The organism is Roseimaritima multifibrata (genome assembly GCF_007741495.1).
Classification (GTDB): domain Bacteria; phylum Planctomycetota; class Planctomycetia; order Pirellulales; family Pirellulaceae; genus Roseimaritima; species Roseimaritima multifibrata.
Genome location: NZ_CP036262.1, coordinates 2,966,640 through 2,983,302, shown reverse-complemented (window position 1 = coordinate 2,983,302; position 16,663 = coordinate 2,966,640). Strand labels below are relative to the sequence as shown.

12 protein-coding genes are annotated in these 16,663 nt (G+C 55.0%); 6 read left to right on the top strand and 6 right to left on the bottom strand.

The features are described from left to right. Positions 1-400: 400 nt before the first annotated feature. Positions 401-1,690, top strand: a complete 1,290-nt coding sequence (locus FF011L_RS10865; RefSeq protein WP_145351695.1) for a PQQ-binding-like beta-propeller repeat protein — start codon at positions 401-403, stop codon at positions 1,688-1,690. Between the two features lie 447 nt (positions 1,691-2,137). On the opposite strand, the gene FF011L_RS10860 is transcribed toward FF011L_RS10865, so the two are convergent. From FF011L_RS10860 to nagB, 5 genes are all read right to left on the bottom strand, one after another. Continuing rightward, complete coding sequence (locus tag FF011L_RS10860; protein WP_218933135.1) at positions 2,138-3,016, bottom strand: carbohydrate kinase family protein; 879 nt, start codon at positions 3,014-3,016, stop codon at positions 2,138-2,140. A 205-nt stretch (positions 3,017-3,221) separates the two neighbouring features. Continuing rightward, the gene (locus tag FF011L_RS10855) at positions 3,222-4,520 is read right to left on the bottom strand and encodes an amidohydrolase family protein (protein WP_145351693.1); all 1,299 of its coding nucleotides are present in this window, start codon (positions 4,518-4,520) and stop codon (positions 3,222-3,224) included. Between the two features lie 30 nt (positions 4,521-4,550). Further along, a complete protein-coding gene (locus FF011L_RS10850) occupies positions 4,551-5,951 on the bottom strand; it encodes an MATE family efflux transporter (RefSeq protein WP_246109862.1) in 1,401 nt (466 codons plus the stop codon). Next, positions 5,948-6,931, bottom strand: coding sequence for a rhomboid family intramembrane serine protease (locus tag FF011L_RS10845; protein ID WP_218933134.1), 984 nt, complete (start codon positions 6,929-6,931; stop codon positions 5,948-5,950). The genes FF011L_RS10850 and FF011L_RS10845 overlap by 4 nt, the downstream gene beginning before the upstream one ends. 43 nt (positions 6,932-6,974) lie before the next feature. Continuing rightward, positions 6,975-7,754 carry a glucosamine-6-phosphate deaminase gene (gene nagB, locus FF011L_RS10840; RefSeq protein ID WP_145351691.1) on the bottom strand — a complete coding sequence of 260 codons (780 nt, stop codon included), beginning with the start codon at positions 7,752-7,754 and terminating at the stop codon, positions 6,975-6,977. Positions 7,755-7,918: 164 nt separating this feature from the next. Between nagB and FF011L_RS10835 the strand changes: the two genes are divergently transcribed. The 4 genes from FF011L_RS10835 to FF011L_RS10820 all read left to right on the top strand — a co-directional run bounded on the left by FF011L_RS10835 (position 7,919) and on the right by FF011L_RS10820 (position 14,431). After that, positions 7,919-8,956, top strand: coding sequence for a cytochrome c (locus FF011L_RS10835; protein ID WP_246109861.1), 1,038 nt, complete (start codon positions 7,919-7,921; stop codon positions 8,954-8,956). 447 nt (positions 8,957-9,403) lie between these two features. Beyond that, positions 9,404-9,952, top strand: a complete 549-nt coding sequence (locus FF011L_RS26260) for a DUF4339 domain-containing protein (RefSeq protein WP_218933133.1) — start codon at positions 9,404-9,406, stop codon at positions 9,950-9,952. A gap of 13 nt (positions 9,953-9,965) precedes the next feature. Further along, positions 9,966-12,062 (top strand): redoxin domain-containing protein, encoded by a 2,097-nt coding sequence (locus FF011L_RS10825; RefSeq protein WP_218933132.1) that lies wholly within the window; start codon positions 9,966-9,968, stop codon positions 12,060-12,062. Then, positions 12,059-14,431 (top strand): efflux RND transporter permease subunit, encoded by a 2,373-nt coding sequence (locus FF011L_RS10820; RefSeq protein WP_145351688.1) that lies wholly within the window; start codon positions 12,059-12,061, stop codon positions 14,429-14,431. Before FF011L_RS10825 ends, FF011L_RS10820 begins: the two co-directional genes overlap by 4 nt. Here FF011L_RS10820 and FF011L_RS10815 read toward each other — a convergent pair. Beyond that, complete coding sequence (locus tag FF011L_RS10815; RefSeq protein WP_145351687.1) at positions 14,380-15,738, bottom strand: PQQ-binding-like beta-propeller repeat protein; 1,359 nt, start codon at positions 15,736-15,738, stop codon at positions 14,380-14,382. The two genes, FF011L_RS10820 and FF011L_RS10815, sit on opposite strands and share 52 nt — an antisense overlap. A gap of 331 nt (positions 15,739-16,069) precedes the next feature. Here FF011L_RS10815 and FF011L_RS10810 point away from each other — a divergent pair, with 331 nt between their 5' ends. Beyond that, the gene (locus tag FF011L_RS10810) at positions 16,070-16,648 is read left to right on the top strand and encodes a hypothetical protein (RefSeq protein ID WP_218933131.1); all 579 of its coding nucleotides are present in this window, start codon (positions 16,070-16,072) and stop codon (positions 16,646-16,648) included. The last annotated feature ends 15 nt before the right edge of the window (positions 16,649-16,663 follow it).

Sequence of the window (16,663 nt, the reverse complement as noted above, 5' to 3'; positions counted from 1 at the left end):
GACGAAAGTCTGGCTCCGAATCGCACCGGATCGCTTCCGTCCCGCTCACTCTGGCCCCCCCCTGCGCCGACGCTTTGAACCTGCAGGCTGCCGAAACAGTTCCGTTTCTGGGCTCCCCCCCGGCGAAAACAAACAGGGGACGTTAAGCTCCCGGAATCCCAGCCCGCTGCGTCAGCGAGGGATCTTTGAAGCCTTGCCGCACATCAGCAACCTGCTCCGAAACCGTCACTTATTGGTTTCACGCCCCCGCGAAAATAGCTTTAAGGGAGCGTTCTTTCTCGGAACAAAAGGCGACAATCACTAAGTCGACGGCCTGCGCAGCATCGGCTAACGGAATTGGTATAATTTTCGGAGCGGGTGCTGTACCCGAGAACTCTCCATTGCCCTCTTAGGATTTCTCATGACCTTTGTTCGATCATTTGGCATTGCCTGCTGTTGTATCGCATTTTCAGGACTTGCCACCGCAGAAGACTGGTCGCAATGGCGAGGCCCTGAGCGATCCAATCGTTCCAATGAAACGGGACTCTTTAAAACCTGGACCGACGCAGGGCCTCCGCTGGTCTGGATGGAATCCGGAGCCGGTAGTGGCTACGCGGGAGTTAGCGTGGTCGGCAAACACCTTTACACCACCGGGAATTTCGATGACGGGCAAGCTGTAACCTGCTTCGACACCGAAAGTGGTAAACGCGTTTGGAAAACCTCGGTCACCGACAAACCTCCCAAACATGGTTACGACGGCAGCCGCAGCACGCCAACGGTCGACGGAGATTTACTGTATGTCGTCCCCAGCGATGGACGTATCGTCTGCCTGCAAGCCGCCGATGGCAAGGAAGTTTGGAGCCGCCCATTCTCTGACTGGAACGGCAAAATGATGAGCGGCTGGGGATTCAGTGAATCACCGCTGGTCGATGGCGATAAAGTGATCTGCACTCCGGGTGGCGCAGGAGGACTGGTCGTCGCCCTGAACAAGAAAACGGGCGAGTCGATCTGGGCCTGTGAAGGAAGCGAACTGGATCGAGAGAGCTCAGCTAAAAAAACCAACGATGGTGCGGGCTACTCATCGGTAGTGATTTCGAACGCCGGCGGAATCCGTCAATACGTCCAACTGATCGGCCCCGGCCTAGTCGGCATCCATGCGGAAACGGGAAAACTGCTGTGGCAGTACGATCGAGTCGCCAACACGACGGCCAATATCCCAACGCCGCTGGTTGCAGGCGATTACGTCTTTACCAGCACCGGATACAACACCGGAGCCGCGTTGCTGAAATTGCTCAAAGATGGAAAAGATGGAGCAGACCAGTTTAAGACCGAAGAAGTCTACTGGTTGGACGGCCGCGAATTCCAGAATAAGCATGGTGGGATGACTTACCACGATGGCTACATTTACTGCGGGCATGGCAATGGCAACGGGTTACCGATCTGCTTGAATGTCCGAGACGGCGAAATCGCCTGGGGCCCAGAACGAGCCGAAGGGAAAGGCGAAACAAGCATGATTTATGCGGATGGGCATTTCGTCCTTCGCCGTGAAAGCGGACACGTGATCTTGATCAAAGCCAATCCGGAGAAATACGACGTCGTCGATTCGTTCATGCCTGAATTTCAAGAGGGCAAAAGCTGGGCGCATCCGGTCATTTCTAATGGCAAGCTGTACCTGCGAGAAAATGACAAGATCATGGCTTACCAGTTGTAAGCCATAACGCCGCCAGCATGAAACCATTCAAAGCCCCTCCAGGCTGCCTGTTCGGTCGACCGCCTGCAGGAAGGACGTCGGAGACAAATCCGCGTGTTTAAAAGTTCATGCCGCGAGCAAGTTGGACCGAAGAGCAATCGCGGACGATTCGGGCTTCGGTGGGTTGGTTAGTGAGCGCCGGAGCGGCATCGCTGTCGCTCTTTGATCCGGCCTACTTTTACGGCGAAGTTAGTGAGCGCCGGAGCGGTATCGCTGTCGCTCTTTGATCCGGCCTACTTTTACTGCGAAGTGGGACTCGTTGTCGTGGGGTGGTTAGTGAGCGCCGGAGCGGTATCGCTGTCGCTCTTTGATCCGGCCTACTTTTACTGCGAAAATGAGCGTCGGAGCGGTATCGCTGTCGCTCTTTGATCCGGCCTACTTTTAATTGATGATTGTCCCATCGTTTCGCTACAGTAGAATTCCCTTTGGGGTGGCTCCTGGTTGCGAGCACACATAGGCGGCGACTCGACTTGCTTTTCGGAGCAATGCTTCGGTGCCTGTGTTTGCAAGTAACCCGGCGACAAATGCGGCGGTAAATGCGTCTCCGGCCCCCACCGTATCGATAACCTCTACCGGTTCACTGGAAACCGTTGTGTACCGATCGTCTCGCAAGCAGGCGGCCCCGTCAGCACCGCAGGTATAGACGACACAGCTCAGATCAAATCGGTCGGCCAACGTCCGAATCGCTTGCTCTGCAGAATCGGGAAGCTGGTACTGCTTCCGTAAAACCGGGAGTTCCGAATCGTTCAATTTAAGGACGTTGCACAGCTGCAACGAATGCTCGATGACTTCGTCACTAAAAAACGGAGGCCGCAAATTGATGTCAAAGACTTTTAATGCCGTTTCAGGAACCCCCGCAAGAAATCGACGGATGACTTGTTTCGTCGCTTCGTTCCGCTGCCCCAATGTGCCAAAACAAACCGCATCGGTACGACTGGCCAGCCGCTGAAGATCTGGATTCCAGCGAAGGTGATCCCACGCAGAATCCTCGGCAAATTCGTAGGTGGCGATGCCCGAATCATCCAGCTCAATATCGACTCTGCCGGTCGCCTGAGGTGCCACCTGCATGTACTTCGTGCCGACGCCGTTCTCTTGCAATGATCGGATGGCTCGTTCGCCCAGGTCATCGTCGCCAACGGCACTGACCATCCAAACCTCCGCCTGATCATTCAGCAGGCTTGCCACACTGCAACAAAAATTGGCGGGAGCCCCTCCAAATCGCGGACCTGTTGGAAAAACGTCCCAAAGAACTTCCCCGAGACCAACAAAGGTGTGCAAAGATTTCACGGCTGTTATTTTCCACAGAATAGGCAAGTAGGTGTCGCTCTTACCGCGGGCATCCACGGCTTGCAGTTGCAACTGAAATCAAGAATAGGAAAGACCTGGTCGATCGATCCCACCGAATACGATTGTTCACCACAAAGTTGGAGCAATCTCCGTGCCAGAGCTCATCCGTCCATTGTATCAAAGCGAACGGTCCAGAATGCCCCCGTCAAGAAATAAGCCAACGGGGTTCCGGTGCGTCCAGCAGTTTCCCCCAGAGTTCCGGCTCCGTCGCCGCAGAAACGTCCACCCGCAAGATTCCTGGCTTTGCACCGTCCGTCAGCCGCCCGCAATCCTGCCTCCCAAGTGCTTCGGCCCCCCACTGTGTAGCCATTCGCAAAATCGTTTCGGGCGGCACCTGCGGGAAGGTTTTATGGACCGACTGAATTTCCGACCATAGCCGCAGATCCGGATTACTGGCTCTTGAATCGGTCCCCAATCCGACGCGTACGCCGGCCTCTAGCAAAGCTGGCAATGGGTGCACGGCATGCTGAAAATAGGCATGGGTTCGAGGGCAATAGACCACGCTTCCATGATCTTGATCCGCGAGGAACGCGATTTCTTTCGCGTTCAAATCATTGCCGTGAATCAACAAAAAACGGGAGGCGGTGGCGATGATTTCCAGCAGCCCCAAAATCCCCTTTGGTTGCGGAAAAAGCCCTTCCCGCCAGACGCCCAACCTTTCCAAGGCTTCGCGAAAGGGGCCGGTCCCCGATTCAAGCAATTCGCGTTCTGCGGGACTTTCAGCAAGATGCATGGCAAGCGGGATCTGACGAAAAAGCGAATACATCGCAGCCGTGGTAACCAGATTAAGCTGAGTCGAATAAGGCGCATGCGGACTGATCCCTTCAGCGATCGGACGGTCCTCCGAATCAAACCATTCAACGGCTGCCTGCAAAGTGGCGGCCGACCTTTCAGGCGACAATCCCAACGTCTCCGCAAACCCGATCACCTCAGGAATCGGCTCTTCCGGCAATTCAGTCAGCCACGGAAAAGTGACAATTTCGCCCACCAAACGGACTCCTCCCGCATACGATTCCCGCAGCCCGGCAGCGATCGATTGCTGCCGCCGCAACACGATTGAGGTGGGTGATTCAGGCGTGGGCGAAGCGGGCGTGGGTGAATCGGGCATGGATGAATCAGGCGTCGCCGATTGCACATTCGCTTGCTGCCGCGACCGCACAACCTCGCCTATCCAGTCAGCCAATTCGATTCCCGGGCGCCCCAGCGGTTTTTCAAAATCGGAAAATTCAAGATGGGTGTGACAATTGACCAAACCGGGAATCAGTGCACAGTCCCCTAAATCCCGGCAATCGTCAGGTCGATTTCCAGATGCCCGTTCCACGATTCGGCCTGCTTCGACGCGGATCCAGCCCTCTTTTAATAGCGGAGCCATCATCGGCAAAATCCAGCGAGCACTGAAACAACCGGTGAGGGATTCAAACGCATTCACAATTGCAACATCCACTTTCTTCAAAGAGGCTATGCCGTACGAGGATTACAGTTCCACCGGCGGAATCGGATCGTTTTTGCCGACCATATCCATCGACCGCCAACGTCCCTGCAAGAAGCGGAGGATCATGACCATTGCCAACATCCAAACCCAGCCGGTAATCACCCACCACCACCAATTCAGCAGCCCACTTTCGGGCTGGAAATAGGACCCCAACAGGATCGCCGAAAGCGAACAGATTCCGGTGCCGACCAAAACGAACCAGGTGTCACCTGCGCCACGCAAGGCACCGGCAAGGATTAACTGAATCGCATCAAAGAGGACGTACATGGCAACAAAGCCCAGCAGTCCACGCGCCAATTTTATTGCGGCTTCGGAATCGGAATCCATTTCCAGCAAGCGATACAGCAGCAGCAACTGATCGGGAAACAGGAGGTAACAACTGGCCCACGTCGCTGAATAAAGCACCGCGATCGACAGCGCACTTGCGACGGCTCGCTGAGCCAACGCCGGCCCGGATTCGGTCAAATGTCTGCCGACCAAGACGGAGGTAGCGACCGACAATCCGATCAGCGGAATGAACGCGATCATGTTGAAATTAACCGCCATCGTGGTGGCTCGAAGCGAAATATCCCCCAGCGCTCCTATCTTCAGCACGATCAGAGTGAACCCGCCCCCTTCGACCACAAACTGCAATCCAGCGGGTAGCCCGTAATAGAGCAAACGTCCCAGCCGAGGCAGATCCAGCACGCAACCGCTGCGGAATGCGTAGATTTTGTCATCCGCCTGAAACCAAATCAGCCCCGCAAACAGGATCGCTTTAAACCAAAACGAGATGGCACTGGCGATCCCCGCCCCGACGATTCCCATTTCAGGAACCGGCCCCCAACCAAAGATTAGAACCACATCCAGAACGATATTCAGGATTGCAGAAAGGATGCTGACCCACATGACCGTCTGAGTTTTTTCGATGCCGCTGAAAAAACCACTGAGCGCCATTTCAATCACCGACCCCACCGCTCCAATCAAAAGGATCCGCATGTAGATCGTTTCCAAACGCAACAGTTCGGGCGGCTGTCCCGTGACTTCAAAAAACCAGGGGGTAAAGATCGCAAGGGCGATGAACAGCGGGACGGTTGCCAACGCAAACCAGATCGACTGCCAAAGGAGCTTGCCAACTTGGTGCCGTTGATTGCTGCCGACGTACTGGGCAACAAAGGCGCCGGTCATCGACACCAATCCAAAAGGAAGACAGACCAGAGTCCAGTACAGATTCCCTGCGGCCATCGCCGCACTCATCGCCGCCCCCTCGTACCGCAGCAGCAAAGTACGATCAATAAACAAGACCAAGGACAAGGTCCCGGTACTGATAATCAAAGGCAGGGCGAGCCGAAGGACCTGGTAAACACCTGCGGGACCGAGGAACCAAGCACGGATGCGATTCACCGGACGGGCCAGAATTTAATCGCCAGTGGCACCACGGCGATCCCTGCAAGTAACCCGCCAACGTGAGCCGCATTGGCGACGTTTGGAATAATCGGAGTCATGCACAAAAACATCCAGCCCATGATCATGACGACACTCGACTGCGGGATGCGGATCGGAAACATCGGTTCCAGCATCGGGCGCACCCAAAGGTACCCGAACAATCCAAAAATGGCTCCAGACGCTCCCAATGCAATGGGAGACCCACCCAAGGCCGCCGGAGTAAACGCCTGCACCAACGAGGCTATCGCGCCGGTCCCCAACGTCAGCAACAGCAGCACCCACGAACCATGCAAGCGTTCGATAATCCCCCCCAACGAATACATGGCCAGCATATTAAACGCCAAGTGCATGATACTGCCGTGCAAGAAGATCGGAGTGATCAGGCGCCAGACCTGTCCTTTGCGAATTTCAGCAAGCGGGTCTTTGTTATCGGTGTACCGATAGTCAAGCGGATCGACCATCATCATCGCTCGATACAGTTTCAGCCCAAAAGGTTCGTCCTGGACGACCACATTCCCATCGACAATTCGATAGGCCAGTCCACCGCGTATTTCCCCGAACTTGGTTAACAAAGACGCGATGATCGCGATCACGATCACGCCGATGGTTACCGGGATGGGACGACTGAGGAACATACCAGGTCCCGCCCCCTGAGGCATTTTACGCACCAGTTTCGCTCTTCGCTGTGCTTCGGCCGCCTGCAGTTTGCGAATCTGTTTCGCTTGTTGACTTGCCTGTTGAAATTCTGCCGCATTGGGGTCGCTGAGAAAACGATCCATCACGCCGCGAGCGATAGGAAGTTTGTCTTCGTCGCGCACCCACATATCCCAAGTCCCCTGACTCGATTCTTCTGCGGATACAACGATCTGCTGAATCAGCAAATAGTCTGTCAACTTCTGTGCCAATTCTTGATTAGCAAGGGTCCCAAATTTCCGCATCATTCCATCCGTCAGTGGCTTTGAATTCGTTTAAAGCACAATCCTAAGAAGCGAGTGTTAATCGCAACACTTCGGCTTCGCGGTAGTAATCGGCATATTCCAATTCCGCAGCGGCCGCTTCATCCAACACCGCGATGGTGGCGGGATGCATTTGCAACGCCGACGCGGTGACCTTTGCGGTGACCGGACCTTCGATCGCTTCACGGACGGCGGTCGCCTTGTTCGCGCCGGTTGCCAACAGCAAACACTGGCGAGATTCCATGATCGTGCCGACACCCATCGTGATCGCCAACCGGGGAACTTTCTCCTCGCTGCCAAAGAAGCGGGCGTTATCCTGCACGGTTTCCATGGCCAAAGATTTCAGACGAGTCCGACTGGCCAATGACGATCCCGGTTCGTTGAACGCGATATGTCCGTCGCTACCGATTCCCAGCAACTGCAAATCGATCCCGCCACTCTCTTTGATCCGACGTTCATATTCTTGGCAATGCGAATCGATGTCTTTAGCCATCCCATCCGGCACATGCGTTCTAGCAGGGACCACGTTGACGTGATCGAAAAAATTCTCTTGCATGAACCGGCGGTAACTGTTGCTGTCCTCGGGGGGCAGACCTAGGTATTCATCCAAGTTGAACGTTTGGATTTGCGAAAAATCCAACTGATCGTTCTTGTGGAACTGGATGAGTTGATCGTAGCACCGAACGGGGGTTCCGCCGGTAGCTAACCCCAAAACCGAAGTCGGCTTACGACGAATCTGCTCAGCGATGAAATTTGCCGCCCACCGACTGGCAACAACCGAATCTTCCAGAATGACAACACGCACGCTTAATACTCACTTCTTTACCGTGAAAGGTCCAAAACCGACGCGTCTAGGGTAAACGATTCCTAACGTCGCTGGAACGCCCGACGATCACGATCCTACGTTCGCAGAATCAAGCTTAATATTCGCATCCAGGTCGGTTAGAATAGAAGGAGGAACATTTCCAGGTGTATAAAGTAAAAGTAACCGCAGCAGGACAGGTGCGTATGCAAATCCAATCTCCCAGGCGACCGAAATCCAAATCGGCGGGTGGTCAAGCAAAAGGAATCTGGCAAGGAGCGACGTGCTTATTGGTCCTTTTCGCCGGAATTCCGTTGTTAGCGGGTGAAAAGCGGGCGAGGCCTCCCTCTTTTGACAACGCCCGCTTGGATAGCGTTTTCTATTCGGATCTTTCTTCTGCCGTCCAGCCAACGCGGCCCAGTGCGCCCGAACTACGGGGGGCGGCCATTGCCAAAGCGACCGCCGCAGCCAACAGTGCGGACAAACCAGCGGGCCAAGACGACGAATCGGGGCAGGGCTGGGAAAAGCTAATTAGTGCCGTTTCGTTAGAAGACGAGATCAAATCAACAAAGCTCCGTTTCGATGCAGTGATTACCTCGCCAGGCCCTTTTAAGAGCGGAGGGTATCAGGACGCCCGAAATGATCTGTCGATGCTGGCTACGCTTTTCGCCGTCATTGCCGAATACGACGGCGAGGTCCGCTGGAAAGACGAAAGCGCAGCAGCCCGTGATTTAATGGCCCGCACCGCGTTTAACTGCAAGGCAGGTTCCGTGCAGGTCTACAACGAAGCAAAACTCCGCAAAACCGATCTCCAAGACCTTGTTGGCGGGAGCGGACTGAACAGCCGCGAAGCGGAACCGGAAAATGATTGGTCGATGATCGTTGACCGAACGCCTCTTATGGAGTTTCTTGACCGAGCCCTTTATGATGAGCTGCAACCGAACTCGAATGACGCAAAATCGGTCACCGAAAACAAAGACAAATTGCGTAAGAATGCAGAATTGATCGCGATGGTGGGTAACGTGATGACTCGTGAAGGCTTGGCAGACGCCGAAGACGAGGAATACCAAAAACTAGCCCAAGAAATGGTCAAATCCGCACTAAGCATCCGCACGGGGCTTGAAAAGAACGATGCAGCGGCGGTTCGTGCAGCCGTCGGGGCTGTTAGCCAATCCTGCACCGCATGCCACGACCAATACCGCTAGGACCAAATCAGACCGATGGGAGTTCGTTTCGCCTGCCACGCTTGTCATAAGCGACTGAATATCAAATCGGAACTCGCTGGGAAGCGCGGTAAGTGCCCCAAGTGCGGGGTGCGTATGCGAATCCCCTTGGAAGATTCCGAGTGGTCATTACCTCTGGAAACCGAGGAGAACCGCGCAGCTGCGACCCCCAAAACCAAACCGGCCGCCAACCAACCAGCGGCTGCCAAAGTCGCAGCTAATCCTAATCCTAATCCTAATCCTAATCCTAATCCTAATCCTAATCCTAATCCTAATCCTAATCCTAATCCTAATCCTAATCCTAATCCTAATCCTAATCCGAGCACGAGCACGAGCACGAGCACGTCTCCGAATACAAGCACTTCTCCGAGCACGAACGCGCCTCCGAGTACGGATCCTGCCGAGCCACCAACGCCCGAGCAACCCGATTTGCCGGCTGAAGCCCCATCCTTTCCGGAACCAGCCGCCGCCTCCGACGAATCTTCAAACACCATCGATCCGGTACCCGCTCCGACACAAGAAACAGCGACGTCCGTCGCACGTCGATTTGCTCAATTGGATTCGGCTCCTGACGCAATCTGGTATGTTCGCCCCAGTTCCGGTGGTCAGTATGGGCCCGCTGGAGGAGACCTCCTGTGCGAGTGGATCGAACAGGGCCGCGTTGGTTCCAGCTCCTTGCTCTGGCGCGATGGCTGGGCTCAGTGGCGGTCGGCGGAAGAGGTGTTGCCTGAACTAAGCGTCGCGACTCCGCCGATCCCTCCCGCGAACATTCCTGGCATCCCAGCGGCCCCGGTGGTTGCGGTCCCGCCGACGCGTATCGTTGTGAACGAACCAACGGCGGAGTTCCAAGGAGACAACCAACCGGGCGTCATACGAAGTAAACGCAAACAGAAACGAATCAAACTGATCAGCCTGATGCTTGCAATCTGTTTGTTACTGATCGGGGCATTGGTCATCGCCATATACAGTTCGTCATAGGCAAATGGATTTCATGAACTGCTGGACTAAATCTTGGACCGCATTGGTCGTCATCGCTTTGTCGCTATCGGCCGTTCCCAATCGCCGATCGCCAGTCGTCGCTGCACCGCCTGACCTAGGCCCAGTCAGCAATCCTGCCAGCCCTTCGGTCACTCTGGAATCGTTTCCCGCGCGGACCGTCAACGGCGATCCGATTGAATGGCAGCCGAACCGACCGATTGTGCTTTGCTTTCTTGGAACCGAATGCCCACTCGCAAGACTTTACGCACCACGGTTGCAACGGTTGGCAGACCAATTTGAAGATTCCGGTTTTCAGTTTCTTGGCGTCGACAGCAATCGCCAGGACTCCCCGGCAGAAATCCAAGCTTACCAACAAGAAACCAAGATCCTCTTCCCACTGATCAAGGATGTCGATCAGCGTTTGGCAAAACTGTTCGGTGCGGTCAGGACGCCTCAAGTGTTTGTCCTTAGTGGTGACCTAAACGTCGTTTACCAAGGACGAATCGATGATCAGTACGAACCGGGCCTTCGGCGTGCCAAACCAACCAAGCATGAACTACACGACGCATTGGTCGCGTTGGACATGGGGCAGCCGATCGCCGTTCCCGAAACCGAAGGGGTTGGTTGCCTGATCACGTACCACCGCAGCGACCGCCATCGATCAACGGACGGAAAGGGACCGACGTACTGGACCGACGTTGCTCCGCTGCTAAACAAGCACTGCGTCGAATGCCACCGCGAGGGCGAGATCGGTCCGATGGCGTTGATCGATTATGACGAGGTAGCCGGCTGGGCCGATATGACGCTAGAAGTGATTGAAAACGGACGGATGCCCCCATGGCATGCGGATCCCCGCTTCGGCGAATTCGTAGGGGCTCGCCGCGTCCCCGATGCCGATCGGCAAATCATCGCTGACTGGATCGAAGCGGGAATGCCGGAAGGAATTCGCAACGACGCCGATATCGCTCAAGACGCTTCCAACCATTCCTCTGAAAACGAACAATCCAACCAGCCGATTCGCGAGCAAGCTGCTTCGGCTGCCCCTTGGCACCTGACATCGCTTCCTGACGAACAGTGGGAAATGCGTTCCCGCCCGTTTTCGGTTCCCGCCGATGGCGTGATCGAATACCAATATTTTGTTGTCGATCCGGGCTGGACCACCGACCGCTGGGTGACCGCGGCTCAGGTCATTCCAGGCGATTCGACGGTGGTCCACCATGCGATCGTGTTTGTACGGCCGCCGGATGGATCGGGGATGTCAGGAGTCGGTTGGTTGGGCGGATATGTCCCTGGACAACGAACCCGAAAACTACCTTCCGGCTACGCACGTCGCGTGCAAGCGGGTTCCAAACTAGTGTTCCAAATGCACTATACCCCCAACGGAACCGCGACGACGGACCTATCGAAAATGGGAGTCTGGTATGCGTCGGACCAAGAGGTTGAATATCAGGTTTCGACTCGATTGGTCATCGATCATGAATTTGAAATTCCCCCTCGAAATCCTGCGTTCGAAGTACCGATGCAACTTAGCGGATTCTCGCCCGGCAGCGAACTGCTGTCGGTGACGCCTCACATGCACCTACGCGGTCGATCGTTTCGCATGGATGTGCAGACAAAATCAAACGAAAATCAGACGCTGTTATCGGTTCCCGAATACGACTTCAATTGGCAACATACCTACCAATTCGTTTCCCCTCTCCAATTAGACGAAATCGAACGCTTGGAAATGAGTGTCCAGTTCGATAATTCAGCCGGAAATCCGAACAATCCCGCTCCCGACGAATACGTCACCTGGGGAGACCAGACATGGGAAGAAATGTCGCTCGCCTACCTGGACATCGCCACTCCGATCGCGCCCCGTGCATCGCGGCGCCGATCAAACCCTCCACCCGACGCTCAGGCGATGCAACAACAGGCACTCCAGCAAAAACAGACGAAGCAAGCAACGTTCGATTTCCTGAAAAAATTTGATGGCAACGGAGACGGTATCGTCGTCCCCGAAGAAACGCCGCTGGCCTTTCAACGTTTCGGATTCCGAAAATTCGACCTGAATGATGATGATCGCCTTGACCAAAACGAGATTGAACAAGCCGCGGCGGCGCGGCGATGAGTGAAGCCGAACCGGAAGAGAAGCAAGGCGAACCGAAAACACCTATCAGCGAACGCTTGCTATTAGCCTGGGCCGACCGCCCCGGTTTGCAGCTGGCCGTCATGCTGTTGCTGTCGGCCCTTGCCATCGTGGGATACACCCAGCCAACATTGGTCACCGACCTCTTTCACCCCACCCCGGCATCGGTCAGTCCTTTCGGGGCGCCTTCCGTTCGTTTGGTTTCCAACCGCCAACCTTCCGTGAATTCAAATCGCACGGAACCTGATGTCACGAACACAGAGGCCTTTGAGTTCGGCGGCGGAGAATGTTTGCTGGTCGTCGAAACCGAAGATTTCTTCACGCCCGAAGGGCTTGCTGCACTGCGGCGCGTTGCCCACGACCTGGAACAATTACCGCAGGTCGAAAGCGTACTCTGGCTGGACAATGTTCCCAATTTCAACCTTTTTGGTTTGTCGGGAACTTTGCTGCCGGGTCCGCATGCATCGCAACGACGGCTGACCACCGCTGCCAAAGCGATCCTGGACAATCCACTGGCCGTTGGACAATTCATTTCCGCCGACGGCAACACGATCGTCATGCAGATACGGATTGACTGGTTTCACGTTAGCACCGACGCAGCCGTCACTTCAGATCTACGCGAATGTGCAGAACATGCGATTGCAGAATTCAAATCGGTCCAGGCAAACGTCCTGGTCACCGGCCGTGTCCCCCTACACTTGATGATGGCTTCCAACCACGTCAAGAACGCCCAGCAGTACCAAATCATTGGGTACGCGATCATGTTGATCGCCGCCCTAATTCTATTTCGAGGATTATCAGCGGTCGTCATCGTCGCCACAGCGCCAGCGATGGGCGTTTTTTGGACGATGGGGTTCCTGCATTTCTTTGATTTGCAAAACAATCCGTTCAACGACATTATCGTGCCCGTTTTGATCAGCTTGGTCGGGTTAACCGATGCAGTCCACCTGATGGTGGAAATCCGCACGCGCAAATCCCAAGGTCGAACGACAAGCGAAGCGACACGACAAGGGGTGGCTCATGTTGGGTTGGCGTGCGTGCTGACCAGTTTGACTACCGCGATCGGTTTTGTTTCGCTTGGCTGGGCGCATCATGAAATCGTGCGAGAATTTGGGTGGTGCTGTGTACTTGGCGTCGGCCTGACGTTGGTCAGCGTACTAACCATGACTCCGCTGGGATGTCGATCGCCGCTGGGACGCAGACTGCACATCGGGATTGGTGCCGGGCCAATCGACGGCCAAATACGTTATTTAAGCCCATTGGTGCGGTATGTTCTTCGCCACGACCGAGCGATTACCGCTTTTGCGATTTTCGCGACCGCAGGACTGGGGCTGTTAACTTTGCAGCTTCAACCGGATGAAAAACGCTATAGCGGGCTGAGCGATTCGGGCGAAGCGGCGATAGGCATGCGACACCTAGACCGTTCCCTTGGCGGATTGGAATTTGGAAACATCGAAGTCCGCTGGCAAGGGCCGGAAACGCCCGACGAGCTATTGCCCGCGTTGCAGGAAATCGATGCCGTCCTTCAAAGCGAACCATTGCTTGGGAATCCGCTGGGCCTGCCACAGGTTTTGGCCGCGCTCCCCGGAGACGGGCCCGCGGCCGAACGGATGACGTTGTTGACGCTGCTTCCGCCATCGATCAAACGAGCGTTCTATCGCCCTAATGAAGCATTTGCAGCGACCAGTTTCCGAGTCCAAGACAGAGGCATCGCCGCTTATAGCGGTGCTTTCACGAACATCGAATCGACTCTAGCCAGCCTGCAGCAACAGTACCCAATGCTGCAGTTTGAACTGACAGGTAACGCGCCACGGCGATGGCGCAACGTCTATCAAATCGTCAATGATTTGGCCAACAGTTTGGGGACCGCCAGCATCGTCATCTGGCTTGTTTTGACGCTTGTTTACCGCTCGATCCGTATCGGTCTGATTTCGATCATCCCGAACCTGTTTCCACTGGTTGCAACCGGAGCGATCCTCTTCATTTTCGGCCAGCATCTTGAATTGGTAACGGTCTGTGTCTTTACCATTTGCTTGGGAATTGCTGTCGACGACAGCATCCATTTCTTGACGCGCTACCAGCTTGAGCAGCGACGCGGAGGCGACCATCAAGCGGTTATCGAACGAGCCTTCACCGGCGTTGGTTCCGCGTTGCTAATGACAACGTTGGTTTTGGTGGCAGGGATGCTGACCGCAGTCGTCGGCGATGCTCGTGATGCACGGTTATTTGGTGTGATGGGATGCCTGACGTTGTTGGCCGCACTCTTCGCCGACGTCCTCCTGCTGCCCGCAATCCTCAGTTATTTCTCTCCCAAAAGATACAACGCCGATCGTGTGCGAACGAGCAAATAGTTACCAACGGGAACGGGCGATGCCATGCAACCGTCGTCCAATTTGTTTTCAGCCAACAGTTCGAACTTATCCCCTGGCTTCGTGACATAGCCCGTTCCATCGTGATCAAACCAGTACAAGCGGCCGGCTGCCAGCAGCGGTGAGGCTGAAAATTTGCCTCTTAGACGCTCGGTCCAAATCACGCTGCCGTCTTTTGCATCCATGCAGGTGGCGATACCCGAATCGTGAATGTTGTAGATGCGTCCTTCGTACAGCAAAGGCGTTGGCTTGGAACCGACCCCTTTGGGTTGGACCCAAACCTGATGGGTTTTGGTTACGTCCCCCTTGCCCGTTGGATCGATCGCAATCAACTGAGCCTTCCCGAAGCCCGTGTTGATATAGAGCGTTTCCCCATCAAACAGAGGTTGCGCCGTCGCCGAAAATTCTTTGAACCGCACTCGCCAAATTTCTTCACCAGTGATGGGGTCGTAGGCGAGAACCGCTTTACTGGTTGGACTGATCAATTGTTCTTTGCCGTCCACCTGAATCAGCAGAGGCGTGCAATAGGCTTTCATATGGTCGCCATTGTCCGTGCCGTATTCGACATCGCGGTCGCTTTTCCAAAGCGTCTTGCCAGTGAGCGCATCGAACGCGACGACATACTGAAAATCAAAGCCGTCGTAATGCAGATATAAACGCCCATCTTTCAGCAACGGCGAACTGCCTGGGCCTCGGAAGTGGTTGCAGGGAAGATCGCGTCGCTCCCAAATCGACTCACCAGAATCGGCCGCCAAACAAGCGGTCCCGTAACTACCAAAGGTCACCCAAACGCGGTTGCCATCCACCACGGGCGTCGGCGACGCGTAGCCGTTCATCAGGTGAATTTCGCGAACTTCGTCCGCTTCGTTTTGAAAAATTTTCCGCCGCCAGACGACCGATCCTGTATCCAGATCCACACAAATGGCAAACATTTCGGTCCCGTCCGCAGTCGCTTCGGTGAACCAAGCACGCCCGTCCCAGACGACCGGTGAGGACCACCCCTTCTCTTTTGTTTCCAGTTTCCACAGCACGTTTTTGGTTTCGGACCATTCAAGCGGTAGTTCAGTCGTTACGTCCGGGTCGGCAATATTGTCGCACGCGCCACGAAACTGAGGCCAACGGGCGGAGTGGTCAAGCGAATCCGGCGTGAAAACCGGCTCGGTCGCTTGAACCGCCTGGACAGGGAATTCCCGTCCGGCAATCGTCAGCATCAGAAGTGCAACCGCCGCTGACAAACTGGCACGTTGAACGAGTCCAGGTAGAAAGGCTCGCTGGATTATCGGAAGCATGGAGACAGGCTTTGCGAACAATGGAAGGAAACGAAGGAGTACCAGGTGATTTCGCTGTAGGTATGATAAACAACAACGGTAGCCGAAGTCGCGTTACCGGTGCATGTTCCGACGATTTCCAGCAATTTGCCTTGCGACAAGGCAAGATGAAACGCTCCCCTAAACAGCACAATCAGCAAGACAAGGGAAATCAAGGAGCCGATATATCGTCAAACGATCAAAATAGTCGATTTCGGCTCGCACAAATTGGTCTCGAGTGTCACAATGTTTTTGTCGTTTTAACGGCCCCGCCTTTCACCTTACCGCCAAAATAGCTGCAAAACGGATGCGAATGGGTATGCCACAGCTCTCGGTTATCTTCGGACTTGCGCTTTGTAGCCTCACCGTTTACGGCATGGTCGGCACGACAGAGAAACTGGCGACCGCATTTTTCCCAATGATGCTGGGGATTCCTCTCGTTTTTTGCGGAATCGTCTCTTTAAACCCGCACCGCCGCAAAGCGTGGATGTTGGTGGCAGGATTGGTCGCTGCGATTGGCCTTACCGCCGGCGGCCTGCGTTTGGTTTATCAGTCGACACGCCTTTTAAACGGTGACGTGGTGAACCGATTCACGATTGTCCTGCTGTGGGGAATTGTCGCATTCTGCGGAGTCTACTTGGTGGCACTGGTCTTTTTTGCCTGGCGCGACCACCAACGTCGCAAAGGGGCTCGACGTAAATTATTTGCGGACAGATCGGCGGCTGCGGAGGCCCTTGCGGCTGAACCACTTGAACCGGGCACGATGAATCAATGTGTTGACGTTGCGAATAAATCGGTCGTAGAAACCCCCGGCCGGGAAACTCGACTGCCCTCAAAAGCGGTCGATCGTTCGCAAACGGGCACCCGATCCTGGGCGAATTCGACGTCCTAACCTTGGGTTATTGCG

What these genes read in the sequence shown, in the direction of transcription:
- FF011L_RS10820 (WP_145351688.1), top strand. Translation starts at nt 12,059, where the DNA reads ATGAGTGAAGCCGAACCGGAAGAGAAGCAAGGCGAACCGAAAACACCT.
- FF011L_RS10815 (WP_145351687.1), bottom strand. Translation starts at nt 15,738, where the DNA reads ATGCTTCCGATAATCCAGCGAGCCTTTCTACCTGGACTCGTTCAACGT.
- FF011L_RS10845 (WP_218933134.1), bottom strand. Translation starts at nt 6,931, where the DNA reads ATGCGGAAATTTGGGACCCTTGCTAATCAAGAATTGGCACAGAAGTTG.
- FF011L_RS10865 (WP_145351695.1), top strand. Translation starts at nt 401, where the DNA reads ATGACCTTTGTTCGATCATTTGGCATTGCCTGCTGTTGTATCGCATTT.
- FF011L_RS10825 (WP_218933132.1), top strand. Translation starts at nt 9,966, where the DNA reads ATGAACTGCTGGACTAAATCTTGGACCGCATTGGTCGTCATCGCTTTG.
- FF011L_RS10810 (WP_218933131.1), top strand. Translation starts at nt 16,070, where the DNA reads ATGGGTATGCCACAGCTCTCGGTTATCTTCGGACTTGCGCTTTGTAGC.